This is a genomic window from Desulfovibrio sp. SGI.230 (assembly GCF_050313065.1).
GTDB lineage: Bacteria > Desulfobacterota > Desulfovibrionia > Desulfovibrionales > Desulfovibrionaceae > Desulfovibrio.
The window spans coordinates 228,422-253,716 of the sequence record NZ_JBNPKS010000003.1 but is presented as its reverse complement, the minus strand read 5'-3'; the positions used below and the strand labels follow the sequence as shown (position 1 = coordinate 253,716).

General features: G+C 63.6%; 26 protein-coding genes. 4 read left to right on the top strand and 22 right to left on the bottom strand.

The genetic code is table 11. From position 1 onward, the window contains the following. Positions 1-10: 10 nt before the first annotated feature. Positions 11-265, bottom strand: coding sequence for a DUF6110 family protein (locus ACQRAG_RS04990; protein ID WP_168934523.1), 255 nt, complete (start codon positions 263-265; stop codon positions 11-13). 105 nt (positions 266-370) lie between these two features. Next, positions 371-610, bottom strand: a complete 240-nt coding sequence (locus tag ACQRAG_RS04985; protein ID WP_168934522.1) for a FeoA family protein — start codon at positions 608-610, stop codon at positions 371-373. 256 nt (positions 611-866) lie between these two features. On the opposite strand from ACQRAG_RS04985, the gene ACQRAG_RS04980 reads away from it, so the two are divergent. Then, positions 867-1,088: a hypothetical protein gene (locus ACQRAG_RS04980; RefSeq protein WP_168934521.1), complete on the top strand. Its 222-nt coding sequence runs from the start codon at positions 867-869 to the stop codon at positions 1,086-1,088. Between the two features lie 10 nt (positions 1,089-1,098). Then, positions 1,099-1,395, top strand: coding sequence for a hypothetical protein (locus tag ACQRAG_RS04975; RefSeq protein ID WP_204625184.1), 297 nt, complete (start codon positions 1,099-1,101; stop codon positions 1,393-1,395). A 133-nt stretch (positions 1,396-1,528) separates the two neighbouring features. On the opposite strand, the gene acs is transcribed toward ACQRAG_RS04975, so the two are convergent. From acs to ACQRAG_RS04955, 4 genes are all read right to left on the bottom strand, one after another. Next, complete coding sequence (gene acs / locus ACQRAG_RS04970) at positions 1,529-3,571, bottom strand: acetate--CoA ligase (protein WP_006006145.1); 2,043 nt, start codon at positions 3,569-3,571, stop codon at positions 1,529-1,531. Positions 3,572-3,967: 396 nt separating this feature from the next. Next, the gene (locus tag ACQRAG_RS04965) at positions 3,968-4,600 is read right to left on the bottom strand and encodes a Maf family nucleotide pyrophosphatase (protein ID WP_168934519.1); all 633 of its coding nucleotides are present in this window, start codon (positions 4,598-4,600) and stop codon (positions 3,968-3,970) included. Then, positions 4,597-5,178: a phosphodiesterase gene (gene yfcE, locus ACQRAG_RS04960; protein WP_168934518.1), complete on the bottom strand. Its 582-nt coding sequence runs from the start codon at positions 5,176-5,178 to the stop codon at positions 4,597-4,599. Before yfcE ends, ACQRAG_RS04965 begins: the two co-directional genes overlap by 4 nt. An 8-nt stretch (positions 5,179-5,186) precedes the next feature. After that, the gene (locus ACQRAG_RS04955; protein ID WP_006006155.1) at positions 5,187-5,390 is read right to left on the bottom strand and encodes a Trm112 family protein; all 204 of its coding nucleotides are present in this window, start codon (positions 5,388-5,390) and stop codon (positions 5,187-5,189) included. Positions 5,391-5,610: 220 nt separating this feature from the next. On the opposite strand from ACQRAG_RS04955, the gene ACQRAG_RS04950 reads away from it, so the two are divergent. Next, entirely contained in the window at positions 5,611-6,471 is an 861-nt protein-coding gene (locus tag ACQRAG_RS04950; RefSeq protein ID WP_204673873.1) for a PHP domain-containing protein, read from the top strand. A gap of 534 nt (positions 6,472-7,005) precedes the next feature. On the opposite strand, the gene secA is transcribed toward ACQRAG_RS04950, so the two are convergent. Next, on the bottom strand, positions 7,006-9,597 hold the full coding sequence (secA, locus tag ACQRAG_RS04945; RefSeq protein ID WP_168934515.1) for a preprotein translocase subunit SecA: 2,592 nt from the start codon (positions 9,595-9,597) through the stop codon (positions 7,006-7,008). A 586-nt stretch (positions 9,598-10,183) separates the two neighbouring features. Then, positions 10,184-10,552: a molybdenum cofactor biosynthesis protein MoaE gene (locus ACQRAG_RS04940; protein WP_168934514.1), complete on the bottom strand. Its 369-nt coding sequence runs from the start codon at positions 10,550-10,552 to the stop codon at positions 10,184-10,186. A gap of 232 nt (positions 10,553-10,784) precedes the next feature. On the opposite strand from ACQRAG_RS04940, the gene ACQRAG_RS04935 reads away from it, so the two are divergent. Then, complete coding sequence (locus ACQRAG_RS04935; protein ID WP_168934513.1) at positions 10,785-11,129, top strand: DVU0772 family protein; 345 nt, start codon at positions 10,785-10,787, stop codon at positions 11,127-11,129. Positions 11,130-11,455: 326 nt separating this feature from the next. Here the strand turns inward: ACQRAG_RS04935 and ybgF are convergent, their stop codons facing one another. From ybgF to ACQRAG_RS04865, 14 genes are all read right to left on the bottom strand, one after another. Then, positions 11,456-12,430 (bottom strand): tol-pal system protein YbgF, encoded by a 975-nt coding sequence (ybgF, locus tag ACQRAG_RS04930; RefSeq protein WP_168934512.1) that lies wholly within the window; start codon positions 12,428-12,430, stop codon positions 11,456-11,458. Between the two features lie 19 nt (positions 12,431-12,449). Further along, the gene (locus ACQRAG_RS04925; RefSeq protein WP_006006176.1) at positions 12,450-12,650 is read right to left on the bottom strand and encodes a PLDc N-terminal domain-containing protein; all 201 of its coding nucleotides are present in this window, start codon (positions 12,648-12,650) and stop codon (positions 12,450-12,452) included. Beyond that, the gene (lspA, locus tag ACQRAG_RS04920) at positions 12,647-13,147 is read right to left on the bottom strand and encodes a signal peptidase II (RefSeq protein WP_168934511.1); all 501 of its coding nucleotides are present in this window, start codon (positions 13,145-13,147) and stop codon (positions 12,647-12,649) included. The genes ACQRAG_RS04925 and lspA overlap by 4 nt, the downstream gene beginning before the upstream one ends. Then, positions 13,147-15,966: an isoleucine--tRNA ligase gene (gene ileS / locus ACQRAG_RS04915; protein ID WP_302261167.1), complete on the bottom strand. Its 2,820-nt coding sequence runs from the start codon at positions 15,964-15,966 to the stop codon at positions 13,147-13,149. Before ileS ends, lspA begins: the two co-directional genes overlap by 1 nt. 326 nt (positions 15,967-16,292) lie before the next feature. Further along, on the bottom strand, positions 16,293-16,544 hold the full coding sequence (locus tag ACQRAG_RS04910; protein WP_006006184.1) for a HypC/HybG/HupF family hydrogenase formation chaperone: 252 nt from the start codon (positions 16,542-16,544) through the stop codon (positions 16,293-16,295). A gap of 16 nt (positions 16,545-16,560) precedes the next feature. Beyond that, complete coding sequence (gene hysD / locus ACQRAG_RS04905; RefSeq protein WP_006006186.1) at positions 16,561-17,058, bottom strand: NiFeSe hydrogenase maturation protease; 498 nt, start codon at positions 17,056-17,058, stop codon at positions 16,561-16,563. A 299-nt stretch (positions 17,059-17,357) separates the two neighbouring features. Beyond that, on the bottom strand, positions 17,358-17,513 hold the full coding sequence (locus tag ACQRAG_RS04900) for a hypothetical protein (RefSeq protein ID WP_006006188.1): 156 nt from the start codon (positions 17,511-17,513) through the stop codon (positions 17,358-17,360). Positions 17,514-17,528: 15 nt separating this feature from the next. Continuing rightward, a complete protein-coding gene (gene hmcC / locus ACQRAG_RS04895; RefSeq protein WP_006006190.1) occupies positions 17,529-18,743 on the bottom strand; it encodes a sulfate respiration complex protein HmcC in 1,215 nt (404 codons plus the stop codon). Then, entirely contained in the window at positions 18,744-19,865 is a 1,122-nt protein-coding gene (gene hmcB / locus ACQRAG_RS04890; protein WP_168934507.1) for a sulfate respiration complex iron-sulfur protein HmcB, read from the bottom strand. A 15-nt stretch (positions 19,866-19,880) separates the two neighbouring features. Further along, a complete protein-coding gene (locus ACQRAG_RS04885) occupies positions 19,881-20,867 on the bottom strand; it encodes a nine-heme cytochrome c (RefSeq protein ID WP_168934506.1) in 987 nt (328 codons plus the stop codon). 485 nt (positions 20,868-21,352) lie between these two features. After that, positions 21,353-22,267, bottom strand: coding sequence for a tRNA (adenosine(37)-N6)-dimethylallyltransferase MiaA (gene miaA / locus ACQRAG_RS04880; RefSeq protein ID WP_427803665.1), 915 nt, complete (start codon positions 22,265-22,267; stop codon positions 21,353-21,355). A 1-nt stretch (position 22,268) separates the two neighbouring features. Further along, positions 22,269-22,823 carry a pantetheine-phosphate adenylyltransferase gene (coaD, locus tag ACQRAG_RS04875; RefSeq protein WP_006006201.1) on the bottom strand — a complete coding sequence of 185 codons (555 nt, stop codon included), beginning with the start codon at positions 22,821-22,823 and terminating at the stop codon, positions 22,269-22,271. Next, positions 22,808-23,359 carry a 16S rRNA (guanine(966)-N(2))-methyltransferase RsmD gene (rsmD, locus tag ACQRAG_RS04870; RefSeq protein WP_168934504.1) on the bottom strand — a complete coding sequence of 184 codons (552 nt, stop codon included), beginning with the start codon at positions 23,357-23,359 and terminating at the stop codon, positions 22,808-22,810. The genes coaD and rsmD overlap by 16 nt, the downstream gene beginning before the upstream one ends. A 173-nt stretch (positions 23,360-23,532) precedes the next feature. Next, positions 23,533-25,143: an MBL fold metallo-hydrolase RNA specificity domain-containing protein gene (locus tag ACQRAG_RS04865; RefSeq protein ID WP_168934503.1), complete on the bottom strand. Its 1,611-nt coding sequence runs from the start codon at positions 25,141-25,143 to the stop codon at positions 23,533-23,535. Positions 25,144-25,295: the final 152 nt, after the last annotated feature.

Here is a 25,295-nt window from a genome sequence, read left to right as displayed (position 1 = left end):
CGTGCCCTCATTAGGCCTGAGGATCGGCAGCTTCGGCCTTGCGCTTGTCAGCGGCCTGACGGGCTTCGGCGGCCAGATCTTCCATATCTTCCTTGACGGCTTCCACCTTGCTCATGATGGCGTCTTTCATGTCCATGCCGCGGCTCACCAGATCGGTGGCCAGGGGTTTGAGATCGAGCTTGCCGCGGGTGACGGCAACGGTGCCCACGACGCCCAGCGCCAGACCACCCAGGAAAAAGAGACCGTATTTCAGACCGTTGTTCATGCTTGTGCCTCCGTTTGCACAGGTAAAAGGATACAGAGGGCCATCCGGGCCATGTTCTGGCACGGCCCGGACAGCAAAAAACGCACGATTGGGAGAAGAGAGGGGCTAGTTGGAGACGTCGACGGTGATGTGGTCGGCTTCGCTGTTGCGCAGGGTGACGGTCACGCCGGAAAGGCGCAGCGCAACGGGGTCTTTGAGGGGCGCGCGGCCCACGACGGAAACGGTGGTCCCGGGGATCAGGCCCATGTCCCGGATGCGGCGGCCCATTTCTCCAAGGGCTTCCACCGTGGCGATCCTGCCGCTCTGGCCGATCTGCATCTGACGAAGGCTGATGATGTCGCTCATGATCTTCTCCTTTGCTGGTACGGGCCCGGAGCAGGGACCGGCATACCTGCGCAGTGCGATCCGGCCGGGACGATCCCGACCGGGCTTGGGGGGCGGCTGATCCGGCATGTCGAACCGCTACTCCGGGCTTGCAAAGAAGCATGGCGTAAACTAGGATGAGTGTCAAGAAAAAAGAAAATCACTTTCATTTTTCTTTTGACCTGTATGTAAAATTTTTTATCTTTTCATTTTAACCTGTTACCCCAGGAGTGATCTTATGGAAGAAGCCTGTCTCGCTACAGGGGACCTGGCTGTCCCCGCACGGCCCGCGACCAAAAAGCTCAGCGGGCGCAAACTGGCCATGCGCATCATGCTCGGTGCGCTGGGGGCATCGGTGGTGCTGGGCTTTGCCGGCAACAAAACGGCCCATGTGCTGACCGGCGCCGTGTTCAGCGCCCTGCTGGCCGACCACGTCTGGAAGCGCCGCAAGGCCCTGTAAGGATCGTCACATGGAGCGTCCTTCCGACGGGAATGCGGCTTTGCCCGCTGCTTCGGGGGCGGCCGTCCCCCGGTGGAAAGCCCTGCTGGCCACGGGTATCCGGCGGCTGGCGGTCTGGGGAACGGGCCTGCTGGCGGCCCTGGTCGCCCTGCTGGCCCTGGCCCAGATCGTCTGCCTGGCCCTGTGTCTGCTGGCTCTGGTGGTCCTGGCCCTGTGTTTCCTGATGGCTTCCTATCCCGAGGAATGCCGCCAGTTCTGGCGCATGCTGCGGGAGACGCGTGCGGAGGGACGCGGCAACGATTCCTGAACCTTGGGGGCGGTCGTTGCGGCCTGGGGGGCCGGCCGCTCCGCAAGGGAAAGGAGCCCGCAGGAGGCTGCGGACAAAAAAAGACCACCCGTCGGCGGGTGGTCTTTTTTCGTATCAGGGAGCGGGGGAGAGCCTATTCCTTGGGCTGGTCCTCGTCGGGCAGGTTGGCCGTCTCGTGCTGGCCCTGCAGCAGGTTGCGGTGACCGACGATGATGTGGTCGAGCACTTCGGGCTTGGCCAGGGCCGTGGTATCGCCCAGGTCGTCATAGACGTTGCCCGCGATCTTGCGCAGCATGCGGCGGATGACCTTGCCGGAGCAGGTCTTGGGCATGGCTTCCACGAACTGGATGTATTCGGGGGAGGCCAGGGCGCCGATGTCGCGGCGCACGGTGTCGCGCAGCTTTTTGCGCACGTCGTCGCTCCAGGGCACTTCGTCACGGGTGACGACGTAGGCGTAGATGCCTTCTCCCTTGAGGGCATGGGGCATGGGCACCACGGCGGCTTCCGCCACTTCGGGGCAGGAGGCCAGCACGGCCTCGATCTCGGCGGTGGAGAGACGGTGGCCGGAAACGTTGATGGAATCGTCCACGCGGCCCAGGATCCAGAAGTAGCCGTCCTCGTCCACTTCGGCGCCGTCGCCGGACTCATAGCAGCCGAAGCGCGAGAAGTAGGACTGGTACTTTTCTTCGTCGTTGTACACGCCCTGCATCATGCCGGGCCAGGGCTTGCGGATGACCAGATGGCCGCTGCGGGTGGAGCCGTCGCCGTCTTCCTCGTCACGGGTGGCGCTGCCGCCCATGACGGCCGCGTCGATGCCGGGCAGGGGCCGCGAGGCCGAGCCGGGCTTGAGCTTGGTGGCGTAGGGCAGGGGGCTGATCATGGCGCCGCCGGTCTCGGTCTGCCACCAGGTATCCACGATGGGCAGCTCGCTGCCGCCGATGTTCTTGTGGTACCAGTGCCAGGCTTCGGGGTTGATGGGTTCGCCCACGGAGCCCAGGATGCGCAGGGTGCGGAGGTCATAGCGTTCGGCCCAGGCTTCGCCCAGACGCATGAGGGAACGGATGACCGTGGGGGCCGTGTAGAGGATGTTGACGCGGAATTTTTCCACGATGCGCCAGTAGCGGTCCGGCTTTGGCCATGTGGGCACGCCTTCGAACATCACCACGGTGGCGCCCAGGGCCAGCGGCCCGTACACGCCGTAGGTATGGCCGGTGATCCAGCCCATGTCGGCCGTGCACCAGTAGACGTCGTCGTCGCGCATGTCGAAGACCCATTGCGTGGTATGCGCCGCATAGGTCAGGTAGCCGCCCGTGGAGTGCATGATGCCCGTAGGCTTGCCGGTGCTGCCGCTGGTATGCAGCAGGAAGAGCGTGTCGTTGGCGTCCATGGGCTCGCAGGGGAAGTCCACGTCCAGGGTGAAGTCCTCGATGAGGTCATGCCACCAGATGTCGCGGTTGGGGGTCATCTTCACGTCGTAGAGGTCGGCGTGGTTCACCACCACCACGTGGGCCACGGAGGGGCACTTTTCCAGGATGGGGTCCAGGTTGGCCTTGAGGGGCTTGATCTTGCCGGCGCGGATGGCGGCATCGGCGGTGATGACGACCTTGGCCTTGGAGCCCTGGATACGGCTGCGCACGCCGCCTTCGGCATAGCCGGAGAAGATGGCCGTATGGATGGCGCCGATGCGGGCACAGGCCAGCATGGCGATGACCAGCTCGGGGATCATGGGCATGTACAGGGCCACACGGTCACCCTTGTTGATGTGCAGGGAGCTCAGGGCGTGGGCCACACGGCAGACCTCGGTATAGAGCATCTGGTAGGTGAAGCAGCGCACGTCCATTTCCTTTTCGCCCTGCCAGATGAGGGCGGCCTTGTTGCGGCGGCCGGAGATCAGGTGGCGGTCGATGCAGTTGAAGGCGGCATTGAGCTTGGCGCCGGTGAACCATCTGTACTTGTGCCGCGCTTCGTCGGCCTCCAGTACCTTGTCCCAGCGCTTGAACCAGTGGATCAGCTGCGATGCGCGTGCACCCCAGAAGTCATTGGGGTCTTCCAGAGCTCGCCGGCAGATGGCGTCGGCTTCGTCCTGACCGCAGATCCACGCGGACGACTTGCCGTGCTCGGGGGGGAGGTAGCTACGCTTCTCGGTTAAGAGAGTGGTAATCCGTTCCTGGGACATGATGGCAACTCCATAAGCTTAAGACTGCAAACAACAGTGGAAAATCATCCATGCTACCGGCGTAAAGTGATTTCTTACGGGCGTCAAGGGCCGGAAAACTGTTTGTGCTACCAGTCATCGTGGAGAAAAAAGGGACAAGGAGCTGAAACAGAGTGCAACAAAACGGCAGCAGGCACCGGTATGCATGGGAATGCTGAATAGTGAAAAAAATCCCAATCTGGAACGATTTTTTATGAAATTTTTTTTAAAATTTTTTCCATATTCGGAACGAGAGCCTGCTTTTTGTGTAAAAAATGCATGGCGGCAGAGAAAATGACCGGCAGCGCGGCCGGAAAATGAAAAGGGCGGCCTCATGACGAGACCGCCCTGAAAAGCAGGATGGAGATGGCGCAAGGATCAGTCCACGGGGCGCATCCAGCCTCCCTCCAGCAGGAGGGCGGCAAGACGGCTCACCGGCAGGCCCACCACCGTGGACCAGGAACCGTGTACGCTTTCCACCAGAAAGGCCCCCTGGCCCTGGATGGCGTAGGCCCCGGCCTTGTCGGCCGGTTCGCCGCTGCGCACATAGGCGCGGAGAACGTCTTCAGGCCAGGCATGGAAGCGGACGGCGCTGGTATCGGCAAAGCCCGCGCTGCTCCCGTCGGGGAAAAGGCAGCAGACGCCGGTGATGACCTCATGCTCGCGGCCGGAAAGGCGCCGCAGCATGTCCAGGGCGTCCGCATCGTCAGCGGGTTTGCCCAGGATGTCGTGGCCCAGGGCCACCACGGTGTCGGCGGCCAGGATCAGGTCGTCGGCCCCGGCATCCGCCGAGGCGGCCACGGCCCGCGCTTTGGCCGTAGCGGCACGCAGGGCGTAGGCGGCGGGCGTTTCCCCGTGTTCGGGGCGCGGTTCCACCCCGGTGGGACGGACGATGGTATAGGGCAGGCCCCATTCATCCATGAACTGGCGGCGTCGCGGCGAGGCCGAAGCCAGCACCAGCCGGATGCCGGGCCGCAGGAGGAAAAGGGGCTGGAGCGGGGCCGTGTTCATCGGCCCGCCTGATGGGGCCAGTTCTGGCGGGGCCAGTGGCGCAGCAGTTCCTTGCCTTCCATGTCATAGACGTGGAAGCAGCCGTCCTCATACAGGCCGTAGCTGCGGGGGAATCCGCCCTTGGGCAGGCTGAGGGAGCCGGGGTTCCAGAAGTGCAGGCCGTCCAGGCTCTCGCCGCGCGGGATGTGGGTATGGCCGCGCAGGATGACCGTGCCCGGGGCAAAACCCGGCAGAGGCGGGTTCTCCGGCAGACGGTGGCCGTGGCTGGCGAAGATGCGCAGGGCGTCGGCCTCTATCCAGGCATTTTCCGAAACGGCGAAGGGCGTGAGCATGATGTCCACTTCGGCGTCGCAGTTGCCGCGTACGGCCGTGACCGGGCAGGGCAGATGGTTCAGGCGGTCCAGTTCTTCCAGCACGGAGCGGGTGTCATAGCCGCCGGGCAGGGGGTTGCGCGGACCGTGGTAGACCAGGTCGCCCAGCAGCACCAGCATGTCGGGCGACAGGCGTTGGGCCGTATCACAGAGGAAGCGCAGGCTGTCCAGCGAGCCGTGCAGGTCGGAAGCGATGAGCAGACGCATGGACGGCCCTAGCCTTTGTGTTCCTCATCCCAGCGGGCGCGCTCCACAGCGGCGTCCACCAGCATGATGGGGATATCGTCACGCACGGGATAGACCACGTTGCAGGCCGGGCAGGCCAGGCCTTCGGGATGCTCGGCAGAGGGCAGGGGCTCCAGAGAGCCCATGCAGCGGGGGCAGGCCAGAATCTGCAGCAGTTCCTGTGTGTTCATCATGATGTTTCCTTGTCTTTGGGGACAGCGGCCCCCTGTTTTGCGAGGGCAAAAGCATAGCTTTTTGCCGTCCGTTCTTCAAGACAAAGCTTCCGGGACGACCTGCGGGAAAGCGTGACCTGACGGGCCCTGCGCACCTTGCCACGGGAGTGCGCAGCTTGCTTTTTTTTCATAAAGTCGTAGTTTACTTGAAAAGAAAAAGATAACTGTCAGGGATGAAAGCATGCAATTCATTGATTTACATACGCATTCACAGGCCTCTGACGGAACGGACAGCCCCGGGCAGCTCGTGCGTAATGCCCAGATCCAGGGGCTGGCGGCGGTGGCGGTGACCGATCATGATACGGTCTCCGGCCTGGACGAAGCCGAGGCGGCAGCCCGTGACCTGGGGCTGGAATTCGTGCGTGGATGCGAACTGTCGACCAGTACGGAGCTGGGCGAGATGCATGTGCTCGGCCTGTGGCTGCCCCGGGATCTGGCTCCCCTGCAGGACAGGCTCCAGTATCTGCGCCGCAAACGCAGCGAGCGCAACGTCCGCATCGTGGAAAAGCTCCAGGGCCTGGGCGTGGAGATCGAGCTCGACGAAGTGCTGCACGAGGCCCGCGGCGAGAGCGTGGGGCGCCCGCACATCGCTGCCGTGCTGGTCCGCAAGGGCTACGTGAAGGACGTCAGCGAGGCCTTCAAGGAATATCTGGGCTATTACGGCCGCGCCTACCTGCCCAAGGAAGTCCTGCAGCCCGAAGAGGCCGTGGAAGTCCTCTCTTCTCTGGGGGCCACGGTCTGCCTGGCCCACCCCATGCTGCAAAAGCTGCCCGAGGGCTGGCTGGAAGCCTTCATCGAACGCCTCCTGCCCTGCGGGCTCACGGCCATCGAGGCCTATCACAGCGAACATTCCGAGGCCGCTTCCCGGCGCTGCCTGGAGCTGGCCCGCCATTACGGCCTGGGCGTCAGCGGCGGCTCGGACTATCACGGTACCAACAAGCCGCGTATCCGTCTGGGCAAGGGCTACGGCTCCCTGCGCGTGCCCTACAGCGTGCTGGAAGAGCTGCGCGAGATGCGCGCCCGGCGCGGCCTGCCCTGCTAGGGCGTGGCGACCTGTCCGCAGTTTGTTTGTGGGGGAAGGGAAACCCCTCATCTCCGCTGTCGATGCCCGTAACGCTCCTTCGTCGTTAACGGGCACGGCCTGCGGCCGCCTTCGGTCGCTGCTCGCGCGAGTTTTTTCCCTTTCCCCAAGCCCCATCCTTTCCCCAGCGCGCTTTTTCAGATGGGCGCTGGCTCATGCGGCGGGCATCCTTCTTTGGGGATGTGTGCTGGTATCCTTTATTTCATTGGAATACAACGGAGAGTTGCGTTGAAAGGCCCAAGGCAAAGGGGGGCTTGAGGAGGCTCACCCCTCTTTCCGTGAGCCTCATGCGGCCCGTACGTGCAACGGGCTCGGTGGGTAGCGTCTTCATGGCGGGAGCGTCCTGCGCGGCCATGCTGTGCCCTTCCCGTTCCCGTGCCTCTGGTTATTCTGGCCGTATCTCTCTGCCGTAGATCTTCCACTGTCGGCGGATGCAAAAAAGCGGGGCCCTCTTGAGAGGGTCCCGCTTTTTTCGTCAGTGATGGTCAGGAGCGGCTAGACTTTGCCCATGCCGCAGCACTTTTTGTACTTCTTGCCGCTGCCGCAGGGGCAGGGATCGTTGCGGCCCACGCGGGGCTTGGCCTTGGCGGGCTGGTTGCCGGCATCCGTGGTCTGGCTGCCGGAGTAGGCCAGGTCGTCGTTCTCCTTGTGGCGCAGGCTCAGGGTGGGCTTGGCCTTGGGGGCTTCCTGCTGCGGAGCTTCGGCCGGGGCATTGCCCTCTTCCACGGCGTCCTCGGCAGGGGCGGGTTCGGCAGGCTGCACATGCACGCGGGTCAGGGCGCGGAACACGCCTTCGCGGATCTGGAAGAGCATGGACTGGAACATCTCGAAGCCTTCACGCTTGTATTCCAGCTTGGGGTCCTTCTGGCCGTAACCGCGCAGGCCGATACCGTCACGCAGGGCGTCCATGTTGCGCAGATGTTCCTTCCAGGTGCGGTCCAGTTCTTCCAGCAGGAAGTAGCGCAGGATGTCCTGGTACAGGGGACCGGCTTCTTCGCGCAGCTGCTGGAAGATCTGGTGGATGCATTCCTCACAGCCGGCACGGTCGGGCACGGGAGCATCGGCCGCCAGCACGCGGCCCAGGTTGAAGACGTCGGCCAGACGGGCCTGCAGGGCCTTGCGCAGCTCGATGGCCGTATCGGTATCGGCCTGCTCCAGCGGCGTGTAGGCATCGTCCAGGATATCGTTGCGGAACTCGCTCAGCACGGGTTCCAGATCTTCTTCCACCATCATGTCGCGGCGCAGGGTGTAGATGACCTCGCGCTGCTGGTTCATGACGTTGTCGTAATCCAGCAGGGTCTTGCGGATCTCGAAGTGGTGGGCTTCCACGCGCTTCTGGGCGCTTTCCACGGCGCGGGTGACCATGGTGTTCTCGATGGCTTCACCATCCTTGAGGCCCAGCTTCTCCATGAGGCCGCTGATGCGGTCGGAGCCGAACAGGCGCATGAGGTCGTCTTCCAGCGAGAGGTAGAAGCGGGAGGAACCGGGGTCGCCCTGACGGCCGGAACGGCCGCGCAGCTGGTTGTCGATACGGCGGCTCTCGTGGCGTTCGGTGCCCAGGATGTGCAGGCCGCCCAGTTCCAGCACGCCTTCGCCCAGCACGATGTCCGTACCGCGGCCGGCCATGTTGGTGGCGATGGTCACATGGCCCTTCTGGCCGGCCTGGGCCACGATCTCGGCTTCACGGGCGTGCTGCTTGGCGTTGAGCACGCTGTGCGGGATGTTGAGCTTTTTCAGGCGCTGGGAGAGCATTTCCGAGGTCTCGATGGAGATGGTGCCCACCAGCACGGGCTGGCCCTTTTCGTACAGCTCGCGGATGGCCTCGATGATGGCATCGTACTTTTCCTTGCGGGTACGGTAGATGAGGTCGGGGTAGTCCTTGCGCTGCATGGGCTTGTTGGGCGGGATGGAGACCACTTCCAGATTGTAGATCTGGTGGAATTCCACGGCTTCGGTATCGGCCGTACCGGTCATGCCCGCCAGCTTGTCATACATGCGGAAATAGTTCTGGAAGGTGATGGAGGCCAGGGTCTGGTTCTCGGCGGCGATGGTGACGTTTTCCTTGGCTTCCAGGGCCTGGTGTAGACCGTCGGAATAGCGGCGGCCGTCCATGAGGCGGCCCGTGAACTCGTCCACGATGACCACCTTGTCGTTCTGCACGATGTAGTCCACGTCGCGCTTGAAGACGTGATGGGCCTTCAGGGCCTGCAGGATGCAGTGCTGCTGGGTGATGTTGGCCGGGTCGAAGAGGTTGTCCACATGCAGCAGGGCTTCGCAGTGGGCCACGCCTTCCTCGGAGAGCATGGCGGTGCGGGCCTTCTCGTCCACGGTGTAGTCTTCGGGGCCCAGCTGGCGCACGATCTGGTCCATGGCGCGGTACATGCCCACGCTTTCGTCGGAAGCGCCGGAGATGATGAGCGGGGTACGGGCCTCGTCGATGAGGATGGAGTCCACTTCGTCCACGATGGCGAAGTTGTGGCCGCGCTGCACCAGCTGCGTGGCGTAGAACTTCATGTTGTCGCGCAGGTAGTCGAAGCCGAACTCGTTGTTGGTACCGTAGGTGATGTCGGCGCCGTAGGCTTCCTTGCGGGCCTGGTCGTCGAGACCGTTGACGATGACGCCCACGGAAAGGCCCAGGAAGTTGTAGAGCTTGCCCATCCACTGGGCGTCGCGGGTGGCCAGGTAGTCGTTGACGGTCACCACATGCACGCCCTTGCCGGAAAGGGCATTGAGGGCCACGGGCAGGGTGGCCACCAGGGTCTTGCCTTCACCGGTCTTCATTTCGGCGATCTTGCCGCGGTGCAGCACGATGCCGCCCACCAGCTGCACGTCATAGTGGCGCATGCCCATGACACGGCGGGAGGCTTCGCGGACCAGGGCGAAGACTTCGGGCAGAAGGTCGTCCAGGGTGCGTTCACCGGCCTGCACCTGCTGGCGGTATTCCGCCATGCGCTGGGCGAAGTCCTCGTCGGCCAGTTCCTGCATCTGGGGTTCGAGCGCGTTGATGCGCGCCACGATGGGGCGCAGGCGGCGCAGGTAGCGGTCGTTCTTGCTGCCGAAAATCTTTTTGAAAATGAAACCGAACATGCGTTCTCCTCGTTTGGCGGGATGGCCTGCCCCGGGGCAGGCGCGCGACCGTGTGCATCCTGAAAAAAACGGACGGGCCGTGCGTGAAAGGGCCCGGCACCGGGGGCCGGGCGTCACAAACGGTCGCGCATGCCGTAGAAGTAAGGTCAAAACACGGCTTTGGCAATGCACCGAGGGGGAAAAATGCCCTCACGGACAGGAGAAAGCGCGTCTGGCGACCAGCTGGGGCGGGGGAGGGCTGTGGGGAAAAGCTGCAGCAGGCTGCCCAGCGGGAGCGGGATCTTCGTTGGGCAGGGCCGGACTTGCCTGTCTGCGGGAAGAGCCGGGCCGGGGAAGATCAAGGGGAAGGCCAAGGGGAAGGGAAGAGCAGGAGGGAGGGGCTTCCCCGTTAAGACAGGGGCCTCTTCTTGAAAAAAGCTTGCCCGCAGGCCCTGCCTGTTGAGGCAGGAAACTGCGGGCGATACGGGCAGCCACGGGCATCCGAAGCTTCTGCCGCTGTCACCATCGTCCTTGCGGGCAAGGGCGGCCGCGGTTCCGTGCGGATGCGGCAGCAGGGCAGAGGGGCTCCTCCCTGAACGGCACCGGTCTAGGCTTCCGGGCCGTGTTCCTGTTTGATGACGGCTTCGGACTTGATGCGGTCCAGCAGCTCGGCAAAGGTGGCTTTGACGTTCTCGCGGATGTCACCGGCCACCACCAGCAGGAGCAGGTCGTCACCGGGCTGCAATTCCCCTCCATTGGCCTGGGCCACGATGGCGAAGATGCCGGGGCGCTGCTCCATCTCATGACAAATGGCGTCCATCTTGGCCTGGTCATGGCTGACGGTGATGGAGCTGACCGGCGCATGATCCTTGCGCGACCAGCCGCGGACAACGCCATTGTGTACCAGCATCATGCCCACATGGTCGGTGAAGCCGGGGCGGGCCTTGAGTTCCTGCAAAACCTTGTTGACGTCCATACTGACTCCTTTGTCTGCGGTGCCGGATCGGTCCGGCGCAGGAGCAAGCATACACGGCCCAAGCCCGTGGATAAAGGGCGGACGGCGCGGAAAAACAGCTTTTTGCGCCAATCTTCATCTTCCAATACGCTGGAATGATTTGAGAATAAAAAAATATTACTTATTTTTGCGCTAGGTATTGATTTTTTAATTAAGAATCATTACTATTCAAAAAAAGCACATGGAGGAGTATATGAACCGCCTGCAAGATTATGCTCTTTATGATATTTCCTGGAACCTGAGCCCTGAACACGCCGTGACCATGTACCTCGAATGGGGCAATAACGACTGGCACTCCGAATATCCGCCCGTGCGCTCCAAGGAAGATGTGTCCCACTACTTTGTGGTGGACAGCTGGGGCAAGGAACCCGTCATCCGCCTGGTGCGCCGCAACTCCGAAAACGCTGAAGACCTGTTCACCATGCCGCTTCCCCACCACCTGCTGTCCGAATACGAATCCGTGCACGGCAAGTGGCGCGGCATCAGCGAACCCACCCCCGCCATCAAGAGCTGGCTGCGCCACGAACTGGGCCAGTAGACAGCTTTGACGTCATAACGAACCTTTCTTCTTCATTCCCTCCTCAAACCCATAAACCTCCACACCAAACGCACCAGACAGGGCCCCGGCAACGGGGCCCTTCGTCTTTTGGGGGCCCGGGATACTGCCATGCCATCCCGGCCAGGGCAGTTGCCCGGCGGGCTCTGTGCGAGGGGCGGCGGGGCACGATGGTCTGTCCGCATCCCTGCCCGGACGGGAGAGCCGCAGCGGAGCGGTCGACCGTTCGCGAGCTTCCCCGGACGGCGGACATAAAAAAAGCCGGTGGCTTTGGCCACCGGCTTTTTCATATCTGTCAGGCGCGTGCCTTACTTGTTGGTCTTGAGGAAGTTCTTGGCACGGGCCGCTTCGGGCGAGTTGGGGTACTTCTTGATGAGCTCGTTCATGCGGGCCTTGGCGGCGGCCTTCTGGTTCATCTTGCTGAAGCAGATGCCCTGCTTCAGGTAAGCGCCCGGAGTACGGTTGCTCTTGGAGAACTTGGTGATGACCGTGTCGTAGGCCAGGGCGGCGTCAGGGAACTGGTTGCGCTGGAAGTAGCACTCGGCCAGATAGTACTGCGCGTCGGGAGCCATGCTGTGCGTGGGATAGTTCTTCATGAAGTCGGCGAAAGAACGCTGGGCCTCATCGTACTTGCGGGCCTGGAAGGCATTGAGGCCGGCGTCATACAGGGCCAGCGAGATGTCCTTCTTCGCAGCGGGCTTGGCTTCGGGCTGGGGCGTGGGCTGGCCCCAGGTGCTGCCCGCAGCGGCCGGAGCGGCGGCAGGAGCAGCGGCGGCATCACCGTAAGGGCCGGTAGCCAGACCGGCGGCGGCACCGGCTGCTGCACCGGCAGCGGCACCAGCGGCGGGCGCGGCATAGGGGTTCTGCTGGGGCTGGAACAGGGGCGCATTGGCCTGGGGCGCGGCGGCATGGGCCGGAGCGGCCCCACCGGCGGCCATGGGCTCGCCCAGGTTGAGGTTGAGGGCCATGCTGGTCTCCACCTGGCGCAGGGCGGCATCATGGGCACGCACGCGTTCAGCCAGGGCAGCGGCACCGCCCACGTTCTTCAGGTCGTCCACCAGGCCCTTGAGGGTGTTCAGTTCCTGGCGCATGGCCTGCACCTGGTTCCAGACTTCGGCCTGGGCAGGCTGCATCTGGCGCAGCAGGGTATCGTGTTCCTGCACGCGCTGCTCAAGATACATGCTTTCGTTGGCAGCGTTGCTGCTGCCCTGACCCACGCAAGCGCCCAGCATGGCGGTGGCGCAGATCAGGCCACACAGAGGAAGAAGACGTTTGCTGTTCATAGAGTCTTGGTCTCCCGTTTTAAAGTTTTTCACCGGCGTGCTTGCGACCGGCGAAAATATAGATCAGGCCCCCCAGCACAGGCAGGAAAACAGCGATGACCAGCCAGATGGCCTTTTGCTGGAAGGATGAGAAGCGGTGGTTCCAGATATGCCAGATGCTCCAGAGGTTGGGCAGGATGGGGATCAGGGCCACCAGGACGTGCCACCAGGCAAAGGTCATGATTTTTTCTCCTTGCTCTTTTCCGGGGCTTCCGGGGTGCGCCAGATGACGATGCAGGCCAGGAAGGCGCCGACGCAGATGGCCATGTCCGCCACGTTGAAGGCGGGCCAGTGCCACTGCCCCACATAGACATCCACAAAGTCGATGACCGCCCGGAAGCGGATGCGGTCCACCAGATTGCCCAGTGCGCCCCCCAGCACCAGCCCCAGCCCGGCACTGAGCCAGGCATTGAAGCGGGAGCTGCGCAGCAGGGCCACGATGGCCACGGCGGCCACCACGGTCGCGCCCAGGAACAGCCAGAACTGCCACTGGATGTCGGAACGGTTCAAAAAGCCGAAGGCAGCGCCCCGGTTGTGGACCAGCACCAGATCCAGCAGGCCGGGGATGACCGTCACGGGCTGCAGGGGATCGATGGCGGCCACGGCCCACCACTTGGTCAGCTGGTCAAGGACCAGCGCCAGCAGGCCGTAGCCGCCCAGGATCGTATATTTGCGCATTACGCCTCAGGCAGTTCCGCCATGACCTTGGCACAGCGGGGGCAGAGGGTGGGGTGCGCGGGATCGCTGCCCAGTTCGGTGCTGTAGATCCAGCAGCGTTCGCACTTTTCACCGGCGGCCTTGGCCACGCCCACGGCCAGACCGGCCACTTCGGCGTCCTGCACGGCGTCGGCCGGAGCTTCGGCCAGGGGCGCCAGATGCAGCTGCGAGACGATGAAGAAGGCGCGCAGGTCGGTGTGCAGGCCTTCCAGGCGTTCACGCAGTTCGTCGGCCACATAAAGGGTCACGCTGGTATCCAGCGAATGGCCCACCACGCTGTCGCGACGCAGGGGCTCGATGGCGCGGGTCACGGCGCCGCGTACGGCCAGCAGCACGTTCCAGTCGTCGCGCACGCCGTCTTCCAGCAGATAGGGCTTGCTGTCCACGGGCGGCAGGGCAAAGACGGTGGGCACGTCGTCGCGCAGGTCGTTGGGCAGGTGGTGGAAGATCTCTTCGGCGGTGAAGGACAGCACCGGGGCCATGTCGCGCACCAGCATGCAGAGCAGGTGGTACAGGGCGGTCTGGGCCGAGCGGCGTTCCTTGCTGGCGGGAGCGGAGGAATACAGACGGTCCTTGAGGATGTCCAGATACACGGCCGAGAGGTCGGTCACGCAATAGTTGTGCAGGGTGTGGTAGACCTTGTGGAAGTCGTAGGTCATGTAGGCATCCTGCACGCGGTCATGCACCTGGGCGGCGGCATGGAGCGCGTAGCGGTCCAGAGGCAGCAGCTGGTCCAGGGGCAGCAGGTCGGCGCGGGTCAGGTCGTTGATGGTGCCCAGGATGAAGCGGCAGGTGTTGCGGATACGGCGGTAGGCATCCACCAGTCGGCCCAGGATCTGTTCCGAGATGCGGATGTCTTCGCGGTATTCCACCGAGGAGACCCACAGGCGCACGATCTCGGCGCCGTACTTGTCGATGAGTTCCTGGGGGGCGATGACGTTGCCGATGGACTTGGACATCTTGCGGCCGTCGCCGTCCACCACATAGCCGTGGGTCAGCACGGCCTTGTAGGGCGGATCGTTACGGGTGCCTTCGGCCACCAGCAGGGAGCTGTGGAACCAGCCGCGGTGCTGGTCCGAGCCTTCCAGATACAGGTCGGCAGGCGCGGAGAGCTCGGGGCGGCTCTCCAGTACGGCGGCGAAGCTGGTACCGGAGTCGAACCACACGTCGAGGATGTCGTCTTCCTTTTCCCAGTGCTGGCCACCGCAGTGGGGGCACTTGAGGCCTTCGGGCACGATCTCTTCCAGGGGCGCTTCATACCAGTAGTCGCAGCCCGTGGGGTGCTTGGCGAAGCGATCGGCCATCTCGTGCATCCACTTGGCGTCGTTCCAGGCTTCGCCGCAGTCCTTGCAGAGCAGGGCCATGATGGGCACGCCCCACTGACGCTGGCGCGAGATGCACCAGTCGGGACGGGACTCGATCATGTTGTAGATGCGGTCGCGGCCCCAGGCGGGGATCCACTGCACCTTGGTGTCGATGGCGTTGAGGGCCTTCTTGCGCAGGTCGTTCTTTTCCATGCTGATGAACCACTGGGTGGTGGCACGGAAGATGACCGGCTGCTTGCAGCGCCAGCAGTGCGGGTAGGAGTGGCTGATCTTGGCGGTCTTGAGCAGGGCGCCCACTTCGGTCAGCTTTTCGATGACCTTGGGGTTGGCTTCAAAGACGTTGAGACCGGCGAAAAATTCCACGGACGGCAGGAAGCGGCCCGCATCGTCCAGGGGCGAGTAGACGTCCAGCTTGTAGGCCAGGCCCACTTCGTAGTCCTCGCGGCCGTGGCCGGGAGCGGTGTGGACGCAGCCGGTACCGGCATCCAGGGTCACGTGGCGGCCCAGGATCAGGGGGGACTGGCGGTCATAGAAGGGATGACGGGCGATGAGGCCTTCCAGCTCCTGACCGGTGGCGCGGCCCACCACGGTCACGTCTTCCCAGCCGAAGGACTTGGCGCAGCCTTCCAGCAGCTCTTCGGCCAGCAGGTACTGGCAGCCGCCGGTCTCCACCAGCACGTAGGTGAATTCGGGGTGCAGGCAGACGGCCATGTTGTCCGGCAGGGTCCAGGGCGTGGTGGTCCAGATGACCACATAGGCGCGGGACGGATCGGCGCCGGGGATGCGCTGGGCCAGGGCGGCATCGTTGAGGGCGAAGCGCACGAAGATGGAGGGCGAGGTATGGTCGCCGTATTCCACTTCGGCTTCGGCCAGGGCCGTATGGCAGGAGCAGCACCAGTAGATGGGCTTCTTGGCGCGCACCACACCGCCCTTGTCCACGAACTTGGCCAGTTCGTGGGCCGTGGCGGCCTCATAGGCGGGGTTCATGCTCTTGTAGGGATCGTCCCAGTTGCCCAGCACGCCCAGGCGCTTGAACTCCTTGCGCTGGATGTCGATCCACTTGCCGGCGTAGTCGCGGCACATCTTGCGCACCACGTGGGCGGGCAGGGTCTTTTTCTTTTCCTTCAGTTCCTGTTCCACCTTGTGCTCGATGGGCAGGCCGTGGCAGTCCCAGCCGGGCACATAGTGGGCGCGATAGCCCTGCATGTTGCGCGACTTGACCACGATATCCTTCAGGATCTTGTTCAGGGCCGTGCCCATGTGGATATGACCGTTGGCATACGGCGGGCCGTCATGCAGGACGAACGCACCCTTGTCGGTGCAGTTCTCGATCATGGCTTCACAGGCTTTGGTTTCTTCCCACTGCTTGAGCTGCTGGGGCTCGCGCTGGGCAAGATTGGCCTTCATGGGGAAGGCGGTCTTGGGCAAATTCAGGGTTTTTTTATAGTCGCTCATGCTGGCTCCTCAGGCAATGTAAAAAGCGCCTAAGTTTCGGCAAATACGTTTGTAAAGTCAAGGAAAGGGCAGCAGGAAAGGCCGCCCTGACGCGCTTTTCCGCCGGAAAACGCAGCCGGGGACACGGCCGCTGCCCGGCACATGCGGATGCGGGCTTTTCCGGGTGGGCCAAAGGCCCCGCCGGAGACAGGGAAAGCTGGCGGAAATAGCCGCGGACGGCGGAGAGGGGACAGGGGGGCGGGAGCGTACTGGTGAACGGCCGGCCCCCCGCTGCCGGATGATGAAAAGGGCTTTCCCACGGGAAAGCCCTTTGCTGTCGCTGCGGATCAGAACAGGGGTTTCTGCCCTTCGATGGCCTCGGCCACCTCGCGCAGGGCCGCCAGGCTCTCCTGGGCCTGCTCAGGGGTGAGGCTGTGCAGGGCGAAGCCCGCGTGGACGATGACGTAATCACCGACCTTGGGCGGCTCGGGCAGCAGGAGCATGGAAGCGGTAAGGTAGGTCTGGCTTTCGCCCACACGCACGCGGGCCATGCCCTGTTCCTGGAGTTCGACCACCTGGGCCGGAATGGCAAGACACATGACTCTTCCTCGATGGTTAACAGGTACTGTCGGGATCGTTCCCGGCGTATTGGCGGGACAGGCGCAGGATCTCCTTGCGGACCTCGTCCAGATAGGCGGGGAAGCGTTCCTGCACGACGGGGGAAAGCTCCATGCTCCAGGAGGTGTAGTCCGCGGGCTCCATGCCCATGACGGTGAGGTTGGGGCGGGAGCCGTGGAGCATCTCGGCCATGCGCAGGGAATCCAGCAGGTCGATGTCGTGGATGGAGAGGCGCTGCTTCTCGTTGTCCACCAGCTGGTTCTCGGTCAGATGATAGACCGTGCCGGGTCCGGCATGGCCATGGACGATGTCCAGGATGAGCACATGGGCAAAGCCCTTGAACAGATAGAAGACATCCTGGGTGAAGGTGCCCGCTTCCATGATGGTGACGTTTTCGGGCCAGGATTCCCCGGCCAGGGTCTGGGCGGCGTGGACGCCGACACCGTCGTCGGTGAGGAGCAGGTTGCCGATACCCATGACAAGCACTTTGTCCATACTATCCTCGGTACAGGAGTTGCGCCCGCTGGGGGCGGGATGTGGTGTCCGCCGTGCCCGGTGCCGCATGGGCGCCGGCCGTGCAGGCGCGGATGCCCCGGCAGGGACGGATCACGGACAGGCGACAGCATAGCAGCCCGGCGGGGCAGCCGCAAGGGGATGGCGGGGAAGGGAGGGATGCCCGGCGGATGGAACATGCTCCCGGGCGAGCAATGCTCCCCGGGCGAGCGCCGGAGCGCGGGCACGAAAAAAGGGCGGGGTCACCCCCGCCCTTTCGGTTTGTGTGGTTTGCGTACGGCCTAATGCTCGTCGTCGTCACCAAAGAGCCAGGGGCCCTTCTTGGGGAACAGCACGGTGTTCCAGTAGAGGACGTAGACGGGCAGGGTCACGAACATCATGACGTAGGCCCAGTTCTTGGTGTAGAGGAAGTAGTCGTAAAAGGTATGGAATTCCATGATTTTCCTCCTGTCCTAGTGGGCGTCCTTGAAGTCGGGGTGTTCGTACAGCACCGGCATGTGATAGACGATGAAGCGGTACACGGTCACGATCAGGGTCACCACGAAGATGGAGATGCACACTTCCCAGATGCTGGGGAAGTAGCGCTCGTCAGCGGGCAGGGCATAGTTGAAGGCGATCATGGACACGTTGAAACGGTTCAGGACGATACCCAGCACGGCGTTGGCGGAAGCGAAGCGGCAGAGCTTGATGTTGCGGTCGCGAGAGCCCTTGGCATACAGCAGGGCGGGCGTCAGCACGAAGAACAGCATTTCCACCAGCCACCACAGACCGTAACCGGTGCAGAGGTAAGGCAGGTTGGCCTGGACCAGCATGTCGATGAGCTTCAGCATGAAGTAGCCGAAGAGGATGAAGGCACCGGCCTTGGAGAAGCTGAAGACCACTTCGTCAGCTTCGCGCAGGTGGGTCTCGTCCATGTAGTGGTGCACGCCCTTGTGGGCCCACATGCCTTCAAAGATGACCATGGAGCAACCGGCAGCCATGGAGCTGACGAAGAAGAACATGGGCATGAAGGGGGAGTACCACAGCGGATGCAGCTTGCCGGGGGCGATCAGGTAGAGGGCGCCCAGCGAGGACTGGTGCAGGGTGGACAGGCACACGCCGAAGATGGTCAGGATGATGGTGCAGCGCACCACGACCTTGCGCCACTTCTTGAGGAAGGGGAACTTGCAGGACAGCCATTCCATGGGAGCCACCGAGAATTCGATGAACAGCACGGTCAGGTAGGTAGCCACGCACAGACCCACTTCGAACAGAACGGAGGTAGTGCCGGGGAAGAAGAACATGTAGGGCAGACGCAGCGGGTGACCAAGGTCATACAGCAGGGCGAACACCACGAAGGCGTAGCCCAGGAAGGCGGTGGTCACAGCGGGGCGCACGGCCGAATGGAAGTGCTTCATGCCCATGACGTAGCAGGCCACGGTGGTGAAGTAACCACCGGCGGCCAGACACACGCCGCAGAGCAGGTCGAAGCCGATCCACATGCCCCAGGGCATGGTATCGGACAGGTTGGTGATGGAGCCGATACCCTGGGTGAAGCGGATGAAGGTCAGTACGAAGCCCACGACCAGGATGACCGCGGTGATCATGTTGCCGGGGCGACGCAGGGAAAACTCACCAAGGTTGAACAGTTTGTCCTTGGTGGGGATCACGATTTGGTGCTGGGACATTTACTTATCCTCCCCGTGCTTGCAGCCGCAGCAGCCGTCGCAGCCGTTTTGAGCTTCACGGGCCTTGAGGGCCTGGATCATGGCCTTGCGGGCCTCATCTGCGGCCACGGGACCCTGATTCTGCTCGATGCTGCGCACAGCGGCGTCCATGGCGGCCGTCACATCTTCCTTGGCGGTCTGGACGGTCTTTTCCTGGGCGGCCTTGCTCATGGCCTCACGACGCTTGGTCATGCCGTAGGCGCCACCGAAGAGGATGGGCCAGAAGGCGATGATCATGGGCACGGCACCCAGGGCGCCGTAGGTCAGTTCACCCATGGGACGGTTGCCCAGGTGGGTGTCCAGACCCAGTTCCTTGAAGGTATGGCCGGCATCGGCCGTACCGGCGGCCTTGACGGCCGACGGGGTCGGCTTGGGAGCCAGGACCATCCAGGCGGTACCGCCGGCGTCCCATTCACCATAGATGTAGTCCACGTATTTGCCGGGGTTCTCGGCGATACGCTTGCGGGCGATCTTGATGAGGTCGGAACGGCGGCCGAAGGTCAGGGCGTCCATGGGGCAGGCTTCCACACAGCCGGGCAGCTTGCCTTCCTTCAGGCGGGGTTCGCAGAAGGTGCACTTCTGGACCAACGGATCCCAGGCCTCGTCGTATTCGAAGCCGGGCACATAGAAGGGGCAGGCGATCATGCAGTAACGGCAGCCCACGCACTGGGAACCGTCGTAGGTCACGCTGCCGTCAGGCTGCTTCTGGAAGCATTTGGCGAAACAGGCGGAGGCACAGGCCGGGTCGTTGCAGTGGAAGCACTGCAGCTTGCGGAACACGGGCTTGCCGCCCACTTCGTACTTGTTGACCACCGTCCAGGCATCGGCGGAGGTACGACGATGCTTGTCACAGACGGAAAGGTCGGTGAAGGGCTTTTCGGGCTTGGGCAGGTTGTTGACCTTGTTGCAAGCCTCTTCGCAGCTGCGGCAGCCGATGCAGCGGGTGGTATCGTGCAGGACGCCGTAGCTGTCTTCATAGTAAGGGAACATATGGGTGCCGCCGGCCTTGGCCACTTGTGCCGTGCCCAATGCGGAAGCGACGCCAGCGCTGCCCAGGATGGTCAGAAATTTTCTACGATCCATAATCGTACTCTCCAGCTAGTTGGCGTTCTCGGTCGCACGCGGCTTGTGGCAGGACGCGCAGGACGTATCGAGGGGACGGGCAACGTCCATGCCGTCATGGCAACCCATGCACTGCAGATGATACGCGGCCTTCAGCGTGGGACGCTCGGGCACGCGGGGATCGATCTTGGCGGAGTGGCAGCTGCCGCACTTGGGCGGAGTGGCCGACAGGGGGCTGCGATGGTGGCAGGTGGCGCACAGGATCTCGGGTTCGCTGTGGAACGCCTTGGCCAGATTGTCGCCTTCAATGCGCTTCATGAGCGAAGAGACGTGACGACGATGGTTGAAGAGGTTGGGCTCGAACTTGTCGGACAGGCTGCCGATCTCCACCTTGTAGGGGCAGGCTTCGGGGGCCAGGTAGTCCACGGGCTTGCGTTCGGCGATGGTGGCTTCGGCCAGGGCGACGCGGTCCTCGGCGGACAGCTTGCCGGCCACGCCCAGCTGGTACTGTTCGGGGGTCATCTTGGAGGTGACCACGTGGCAGACGCCGCACCACTGGTCGTCACGCTTGGGAGTGACGATCTCGTGGCAGCCGGCGCATTCGCGGCGTTCCTTGTACTGCTCTTCGTGGCAGCTCACACAGCTCTTGGGCGTGACGCCATCCTTGCGCGGGGCAATCTTGGTGGCGTGCATGGCGCGCTCAAGGTTGATGAAGTTGCCCTCGGCTTTGCCTTCCACGGTATGACAGGTGCTACAGGCCACCATGTCGCCCGTGTGATGACAGGCCGTGCAATCGTCGATCTTGTCGACGTGAGCCTGATGGTTGAATGTCACCGGCGTCATGCTGGCGCCCTTGGGATTGGGCTTTTCGCTGACCGGAAAGAGAACCGTGGCATTAGGCATTTCCGCGTCGGATTCTTCCAGACCCACCGCCACAGCGCGGTTGGCTTCGGGAAGCATCAGACAGGCCACGCCGGCCAAGGCAATCACCGCCGCCAAAAGCAGTGCTTTACCGTTCCTCATGTGCTCGTCCTTTTGAAACAGACTTTTCCCCATTCTCCCGCAGCGTGGAGCCGCGGGCGTCCTCCGGCTCTCATGAGCCAAACACACCAATAATGTGTGGCAAGTTATCGCAGGCACAAGGCCACGTCAAGGGGAGGTCGCGAGCAGAAAAGCTTACTTGTACGCTGGTATTGGGGCATCCGGGCTGGAGAAAAAGGGGACCGCGGCGGGAAAAATCCTTGCGGCTGGCCCTGTTTCGGGAACGGATCAGGCAAAGAAGGCGGGAGCGGGCGGGAGGGGAGAACGGGCGGGATGTCAAGAAATATTTTGAGAAATCTCTTGTGACACGCGTCAAAAAGGGGGCTCCAGAGGCCGGGCCCTGCTCTCTGCGGGGAAGGACCTCCGTACGGGCATGAAAAAAGCACCATACCGCGGCCGTGCCGGGCATGGTGCCGTGATCTGTCTGCCGGCTGGGGAGGGGAGAGCGGGCGTCCGCCCGCCCCGGTTCAGCAGGCCTGCCGGGCGGCCGCCAGCAGGCCGTCCAGATCCTGCGGGGCGAAGAAGCGGGCCTCGCTGCGGGCCCGGAACCAGGTGCGCTGGCGCTTGGCATAGGCGCGGGTGTTGTGCAGCCAGAGGCGGCGGCATTCCTCCAGGGAAAGCTCGCCGCGCAGATGGGCCAGCACTTCGGCGCAGCCGATGCCGGACCAGCCGGGGGCCGCGGCATCATCACAGCGCCGCCGGGCGGCGCGGGCCTCGTCCAGGGCCCCCTGTTCCAGCATCAGGTCGATGCGGCGGGCCAGGCGGGGCGTCAGGGCATCCAGCTCCATGTCCAGCACCAGCAAGGGCCCGGCGCAGGGCGGTTCGGGCATGCCGTGCTCGTGCCACCAGCTGAAGGTATGGCCGGTGCCGGCCAGCACTTCCAGGGCACGCACGATGCGCTGGCGGTCATTGGGATGGATGCGGGCCGCGTAGGCGGGATCTTTGGCGGCCAGTTCGGCATGGAGGGCCGCCGGGCCCTCCTCGGCCAGCCGGGCCGTGAGGGCGGCGGTGATGGCCGGATCGATGGCCGGTATCTCGGCGATGCCGTGCAGCAGGCCCTGGAAGTACAGGCCGGTGCCGCCCACCAGCAGGGGCACATGGCCCCGGGCCAGCACGGCCTTTGCCTCGGCCACGGCCTGGTCGGCCCAGCGGCCGGCGCTGATCTTCTGCCCCGTAGGCAGAAAGCCGTACAGATGATGCGGGCAGCAGGCCTGTTCCTCGGGCGAGGGCTGGGCCGTGATGAGCGGAAAATCGCTGTAGACCTGGCGGGAGTCGGCGTTGATGACCTCGCCGCCCAGGGCTTCGGCCAGGGCCAGGGCCGCGGCGGTCTTGCCGCAGCCCGTGGGGCCGGCCAGACAGATGACGGGCAGGGACGCGGCCATCTTATTTGTTGACGCGGAAGCCGCCGTAGGGGGCGGAGAGGCAGGGGGTGGCCTGACGCACTTCGCCGCGCTGGTACTTTTCCATCAGGCGCAGGCGCACGTTCTCGGGCACCAGGCCCACGATGTCGGCGCCGTGGCTGGCCGCGGCCTTGACGATGGTGGAGCTGATGAACAGCCACTGGTAGTCGGTCATCAGGAACACGGTCTGGATGTCGCGCTGCAGGCGGCGGTTCATGAGGGCCAGCTGGAATTCGTATTCGAAGTCCGAGACGGCGCGCAGACCGCGCAGGATGGCACAGGCCCCGCGCTTGGCCGCATATTCCACGGTCAGGCCGGTGAAGGGTTCCACCAGGATGCGGTCGTCGTCGCCCACGGCCTCGCGGGCCATGGCCACGCGCTCTTCCTGGGAGAAGAGGGGGAACTTGGGCGTATTGTCGGCCACGGCCACCACGATCTGGTCGAAGACGGCCAGGCCGCGGCGGATGAGGGCCAGATGCCCGTTGGTCAGGGGGTCGAAAGTGCCGGGATAGAGTGCCAGTTTCATGCGAGTGTCCATATCAGTATGCGGGTTTGACCAAAATGGCGTTCCACCAGCAGTTCCAGACTGTCGGGAGCGGCCACGACGGCGTCTTTTTCGATCTCGGCGCAGATGAGGGCGCCGGGCGCCAGCCAGTTACGTTTGAGCAGGCCCTGCAGGGTGGCGTTGAGCAGGTTCTTGCGGTAGGGCGGGTCCAGGAAGACCAGGTCGAAACAGCCCATGGGCGTGTTGTTCAGGGTCTTGCGCACGTCGTCGCGGATCAGGCGCACGCAGTCCTCCACGCCCAGCTGGCGGATGTTGTCGGCCAGGCAGCGGGCGGCCACGGCGGAATTCTCCACCAGCACGGCCAGCTCGGCGCCGCGGCTCACGGCTTCGAAGGCCAGGCTGCCGCTGCCGGCGAAAAGGTCGAGCACGCGCGCCCCTTCCCAGACCACGCCCCGCGAGGTGAGCATGGAGAACAGGGATTCGCGCGTTTTGCCCATGGCCGGGCGGTAGCCTTCGCCCTCCACGGTCTTGATGCGTCTGCCGCCCAGTCTGCCGGAGATGATGCGCATGGTTTTTCCTGTATTTTCTGTGCCGTGGGTGAACGGCGGTTGGCTGTACAAAGGGTGCCCTCAGGGCAGGGACAAGACTTTTACCTGCGGGGCGGCCCTTCCGTCAATGGGCGGCCGGGGCATCCCGTAAAGCGCGGAAGGGCGCGGCCCCAAGGCCGCGCCCCGTAAGACGGTCACATGCGGGAAAGGAGACGGGTCAGGGCGTAATCCATCTTGGCCAGGGCGTCCTGCAGTTCGGTCTGCTGGACCCAGGGGCTCTGCTCCACGTCGGCCAGCTTGCCCTTGAACATGCCCCACTTGCGTTCCACTTCGCCGGTGAGGAAGTCCCAGTTGATGCGGGGATGGGCCAGGGCCTCGTGCTGGACGGTCTGGGCCACCTGATGGCCTTCGAGGATCATCTCTTCCATATAGCCGGGCACCAGCGGGGTCACACCGAACTTTTCCTTGATCAGGCCGGAAAGGGTGGTCTGGGCCTTTTCTTCACCGTGGACCAGGACCACGTTGGCCTTGTCGTGGACCAGGGGCTCCAGCCAGGAGAGCAGCTGGTCCTGCCCGGCGTGGGCGGAGAAGCCGTTGATGGTGTAGATGCGGGCGGCGATGTCCATATCTTCACCGAACAGGGTGATCTTGCTGGCTTTTTCCACGATCTTGCGGCCGGGGGTGCCCACGGCCTGATAGCCCACGAAGACGATGCTGGCCCCGGGCTTCCAGATGTTGTGCTTGAGGTGATGGCGCACACGGCCCGCGTTGCACATGCCGCTGGCCGAGATGATGATGGCCGGTCCCTTGTAGTCGTTGATGCTCTGGGATTCCGCGGCATCCAGGGTGTAGCGCAGGTTGGGCAGCTCGAAGGGGTCGTCGCCCTGGTGCAGCATCTTCTGGGCGTCCTCGTCGAAAAGTTCGCGGTTGCGGCGGAAGACCTCGGTGGCGCGGATGGCCAGGGGGCTGTCCACGAAGACGGGCATGTCCGCGGGCAGCTTGCCCTTGCTCTGGAGGATGTGCAGACAGTAGAGGATCTCCTGCGTGCGCTCCACGGCAAAGGCGGGGATGATGACCTTTTCGCCCTTGCTGTAGCTGTAGGCGATGGCGTCGGCCAGTTCCTGGTCGCTGATGTCCTCGTCCTTGTGGTTGCGGTCGCCGTAGGTGGACTCCATGAAGATGTAATCGGCCTTGGGCGGGCTTTCGGGGTCGCGCACGATGAGGGCCTGGGGACGGCCGATGTCGCCCGAGAAGATGATGCTGGTGGTCTTGTCGTCCTCGGTCACTTCCAGGCGCAGGGAGCCGGAGCCGAGGATGTGGCCCGCATCATAGTAGGTGACCTTGATGCCCGGGGCGGGCTCGAAGTCCTCATGGTAGGCCACGGGGTGCAGGAGCTCGGCGGTCTTGAGGGCGTCCTCGGTGGTGTACAGGGCTGCGGGCGGGTTCTTGAGGCCGCGGCGGCTGTACTTTTTGGCTTCCCACTGGGCTTCCATCTCCTGGATGTGGGCGCTGTCCTGCAGCATGATGTCCAGCAGTTCGCTGGTGGCCTTGGTACAGTAGATGGGCTTGCTGAAACCTTCGCGCACCATGAGGGGCAGCAGACCGGAATGGTCGATGTGCGCGTGGGTCACGAGGATGAAGTCGATATTGCCAGGGGCGTAGGGACGGGGATTGCGGTTGCGCTCCTCGATGGCCTTGTTGCCCTGGTGCATGCCGCAGTCGATACAGAAACGCTTGCCGCAGGCCTCTATCATATAACAGGAGCCGGTAACGGTCTGGGCAGCGCCGAGAAACTGGACTTTCATGGGATGCTCCGGGGTGATGTTCTGCTTGCCGGATGCAAGCGGGGGATTCTTCACTATGCGCTTCCTGCCCCGGAAGCGCAAGGCCCCATAAACCTTTGACGGGCTGTTCCGGGCGGTTTAAGATGAAGATTCATTCTTCTTTTCTGCGATCC

Bases quoted from the DNA above. Each gene is read 5' to 3' on its own strand.
- ACQRAG_RS04990 (WP_168934523.1), bottom strand. From the start codon at position 265: ATGAACAACGGTCTGAAATACGGTCTCTTTTTCCTGGGTGGTCTGGCG.
- rsmD (WP_168934504.1), bottom strand. From the start codon at position 23,359: ATGCGCATCATCTCCGGCAGACTGGGCGGCAGACGCATCAAGACCGTG.
- ACQRAG_RS04910 (WP_006006184.1), bottom strand. From the start codon at position 16,544: ATGTGTCTTGCCATTCCGGCCCAGGTGGTCGAACTCCAGGAACAGGGC.
- miaA (WP_427803665.1), bottom strand. From the start codon at position 22,267: ATGGCCGCGTCCCTGCCCGTCATCTGTCTGGCCGGCCCCACGGGCTGC.
- hmcC (WP_006006190.1), bottom strand. From the start codon at position 18,743: ATGTCCCAGCACCAAATCGTGATCCCCACCAAGGACAAACTGTTCAAC.
- ACQRAG_RS04885 (WP_168934506.1), bottom strand. From the start codon at position 20,867: ATGAGGAACGGTAAAGCACTGCTTTTGGCGGCGGTGATTGCCTTGGCC.
- hmcB (WP_168934507.1), bottom strand. From the start codon at position 19,865: ATGGATCGTAGAAAATTTCTGACCATCCTGGGCAGCGCTGGCGTCGCT.
- ACQRAG_RS04940 (WP_168934514.1), bottom strand. From the start codon at position 10,552: ATGGACGTCAACAAGGTTTTGCAGGAACTCAAGGCCCGCCCCGGCTTC.
- ileS (WP_302261167.1), bottom strand. From the start codon at position 15,966: ATGAGCGACTATAAAAAAACCCTGAATTTGCCCAAGACCGCCTTCCCC.
- ACQRAG_RS04975 (WP_204625184.1), top strand. From the start codon at position 1,099: ATGGAGCGTCCTTCCGACGGGAATGCGGCTTTGCCCGCTGCTTCGGGG.
- ybgF (WP_168934512.1), bottom strand. From the start codon at position 12,430: ATGAACAGCAAACGTCTTCTTCCTCTGTGTGGCCTGATCTGCGCCACC.
- ACQRAG_RS04865 (WP_168934503.1), bottom strand. From the start codon at position 25,143: ATGAAAGTCCAGTTTCTCGGCGCTGCCCAGACCGTTACCGGCTCCTGT.
- secA (WP_168934515.1), bottom strand. From the start codon at position 9,597: ATGTTCGGTTTCATTTTCAAAAAGATTTTCGGCAGCAAGAACGACCGC.
- ACQRAG_RS04935 (WP_168934513.1), top strand. From the start codon at position 10,785: ATGAACCGCCTGCAAGATTATGCTCTTTATGATATTTCCTGGAACCTG.
- lspA (WP_168934511.1), bottom strand. From the start codon at position 13,147: ATGCGCAAATATACGATCCTGGGCGGCTACGGCCTGCTGGCGCTGGTC.
- ACQRAG_RS04965 (WP_168934519.1), bottom strand. From the start codon at position 4,600: ATGAACACGGCCCCGCTCCAGCCCCTTTTCCTCCTGCGGCCCGGCATC.
- ACQRAG_RS04955 (WP_006006155.1), bottom strand. From the start codon at position 5,390: ATGATGAACACACAGGAACTGCTGCAGATTCTGGCCTGCCCCCGCTGC.
- acs (WP_006006145.1), bottom strand. From the start codon at position 3,571: ATGTCCCAGGAACGGATTACCACTCTCTTAACCGAGAAGCGTAGCTAC.
- yfcE (WP_168934518.1), bottom strand. From the start codon at position 5,178: ATGCGTCTGCTCATCGCTTCCGACCTGCACGGCTCGCTGGACAGCCTG.
- ACQRAG_RS04950 (WP_204673873.1), top strand. From the start codon at position 5,611: ATGCAATTCATTGATTTACATACGCATTCACAGGCCTCTGACGGAACG.
- ACQRAG_RS04980 (WP_168934521.1), top strand. From the start codon at position 867: ATGGAAGAAGCCTGTCTCGCTACAGGGGACCTGGCTGTCCCCGCACGG.
- ACQRAG_RS04900 (WP_006006188.1), bottom strand. From the start codon at position 17,513: ATGGAATTCCATACCTTTTACGACTACTTCCTCTACACCAAGAACTGG.
- coaD (WP_006006201.1), bottom strand. From the start codon at position 22,823: ATGGACACTCGCATGAAACTGGCACTCTATCCCGGCACTTTCGACCCC.
- hysD (WP_006006186.1), bottom strand. From the start codon at position 17,058: ATGGACAAAGTGCTTGTCATGGGTATCGGCAACCTGCTCCTCACCGAC.
- ACQRAG_RS04985 (WP_168934522.1), bottom strand. From the start codon at position 610: ATGAGCGACATCATCAGCCTTCGTCAGATGCAGATCGGCCAGAGCGGC.
- ACQRAG_RS04925 (WP_006006176.1), bottom strand. From the start codon at position 12,650: ATGACCTTTGCCTGGTGGCACGTCCTGGTGGCCCTGATCCCCATCCTG.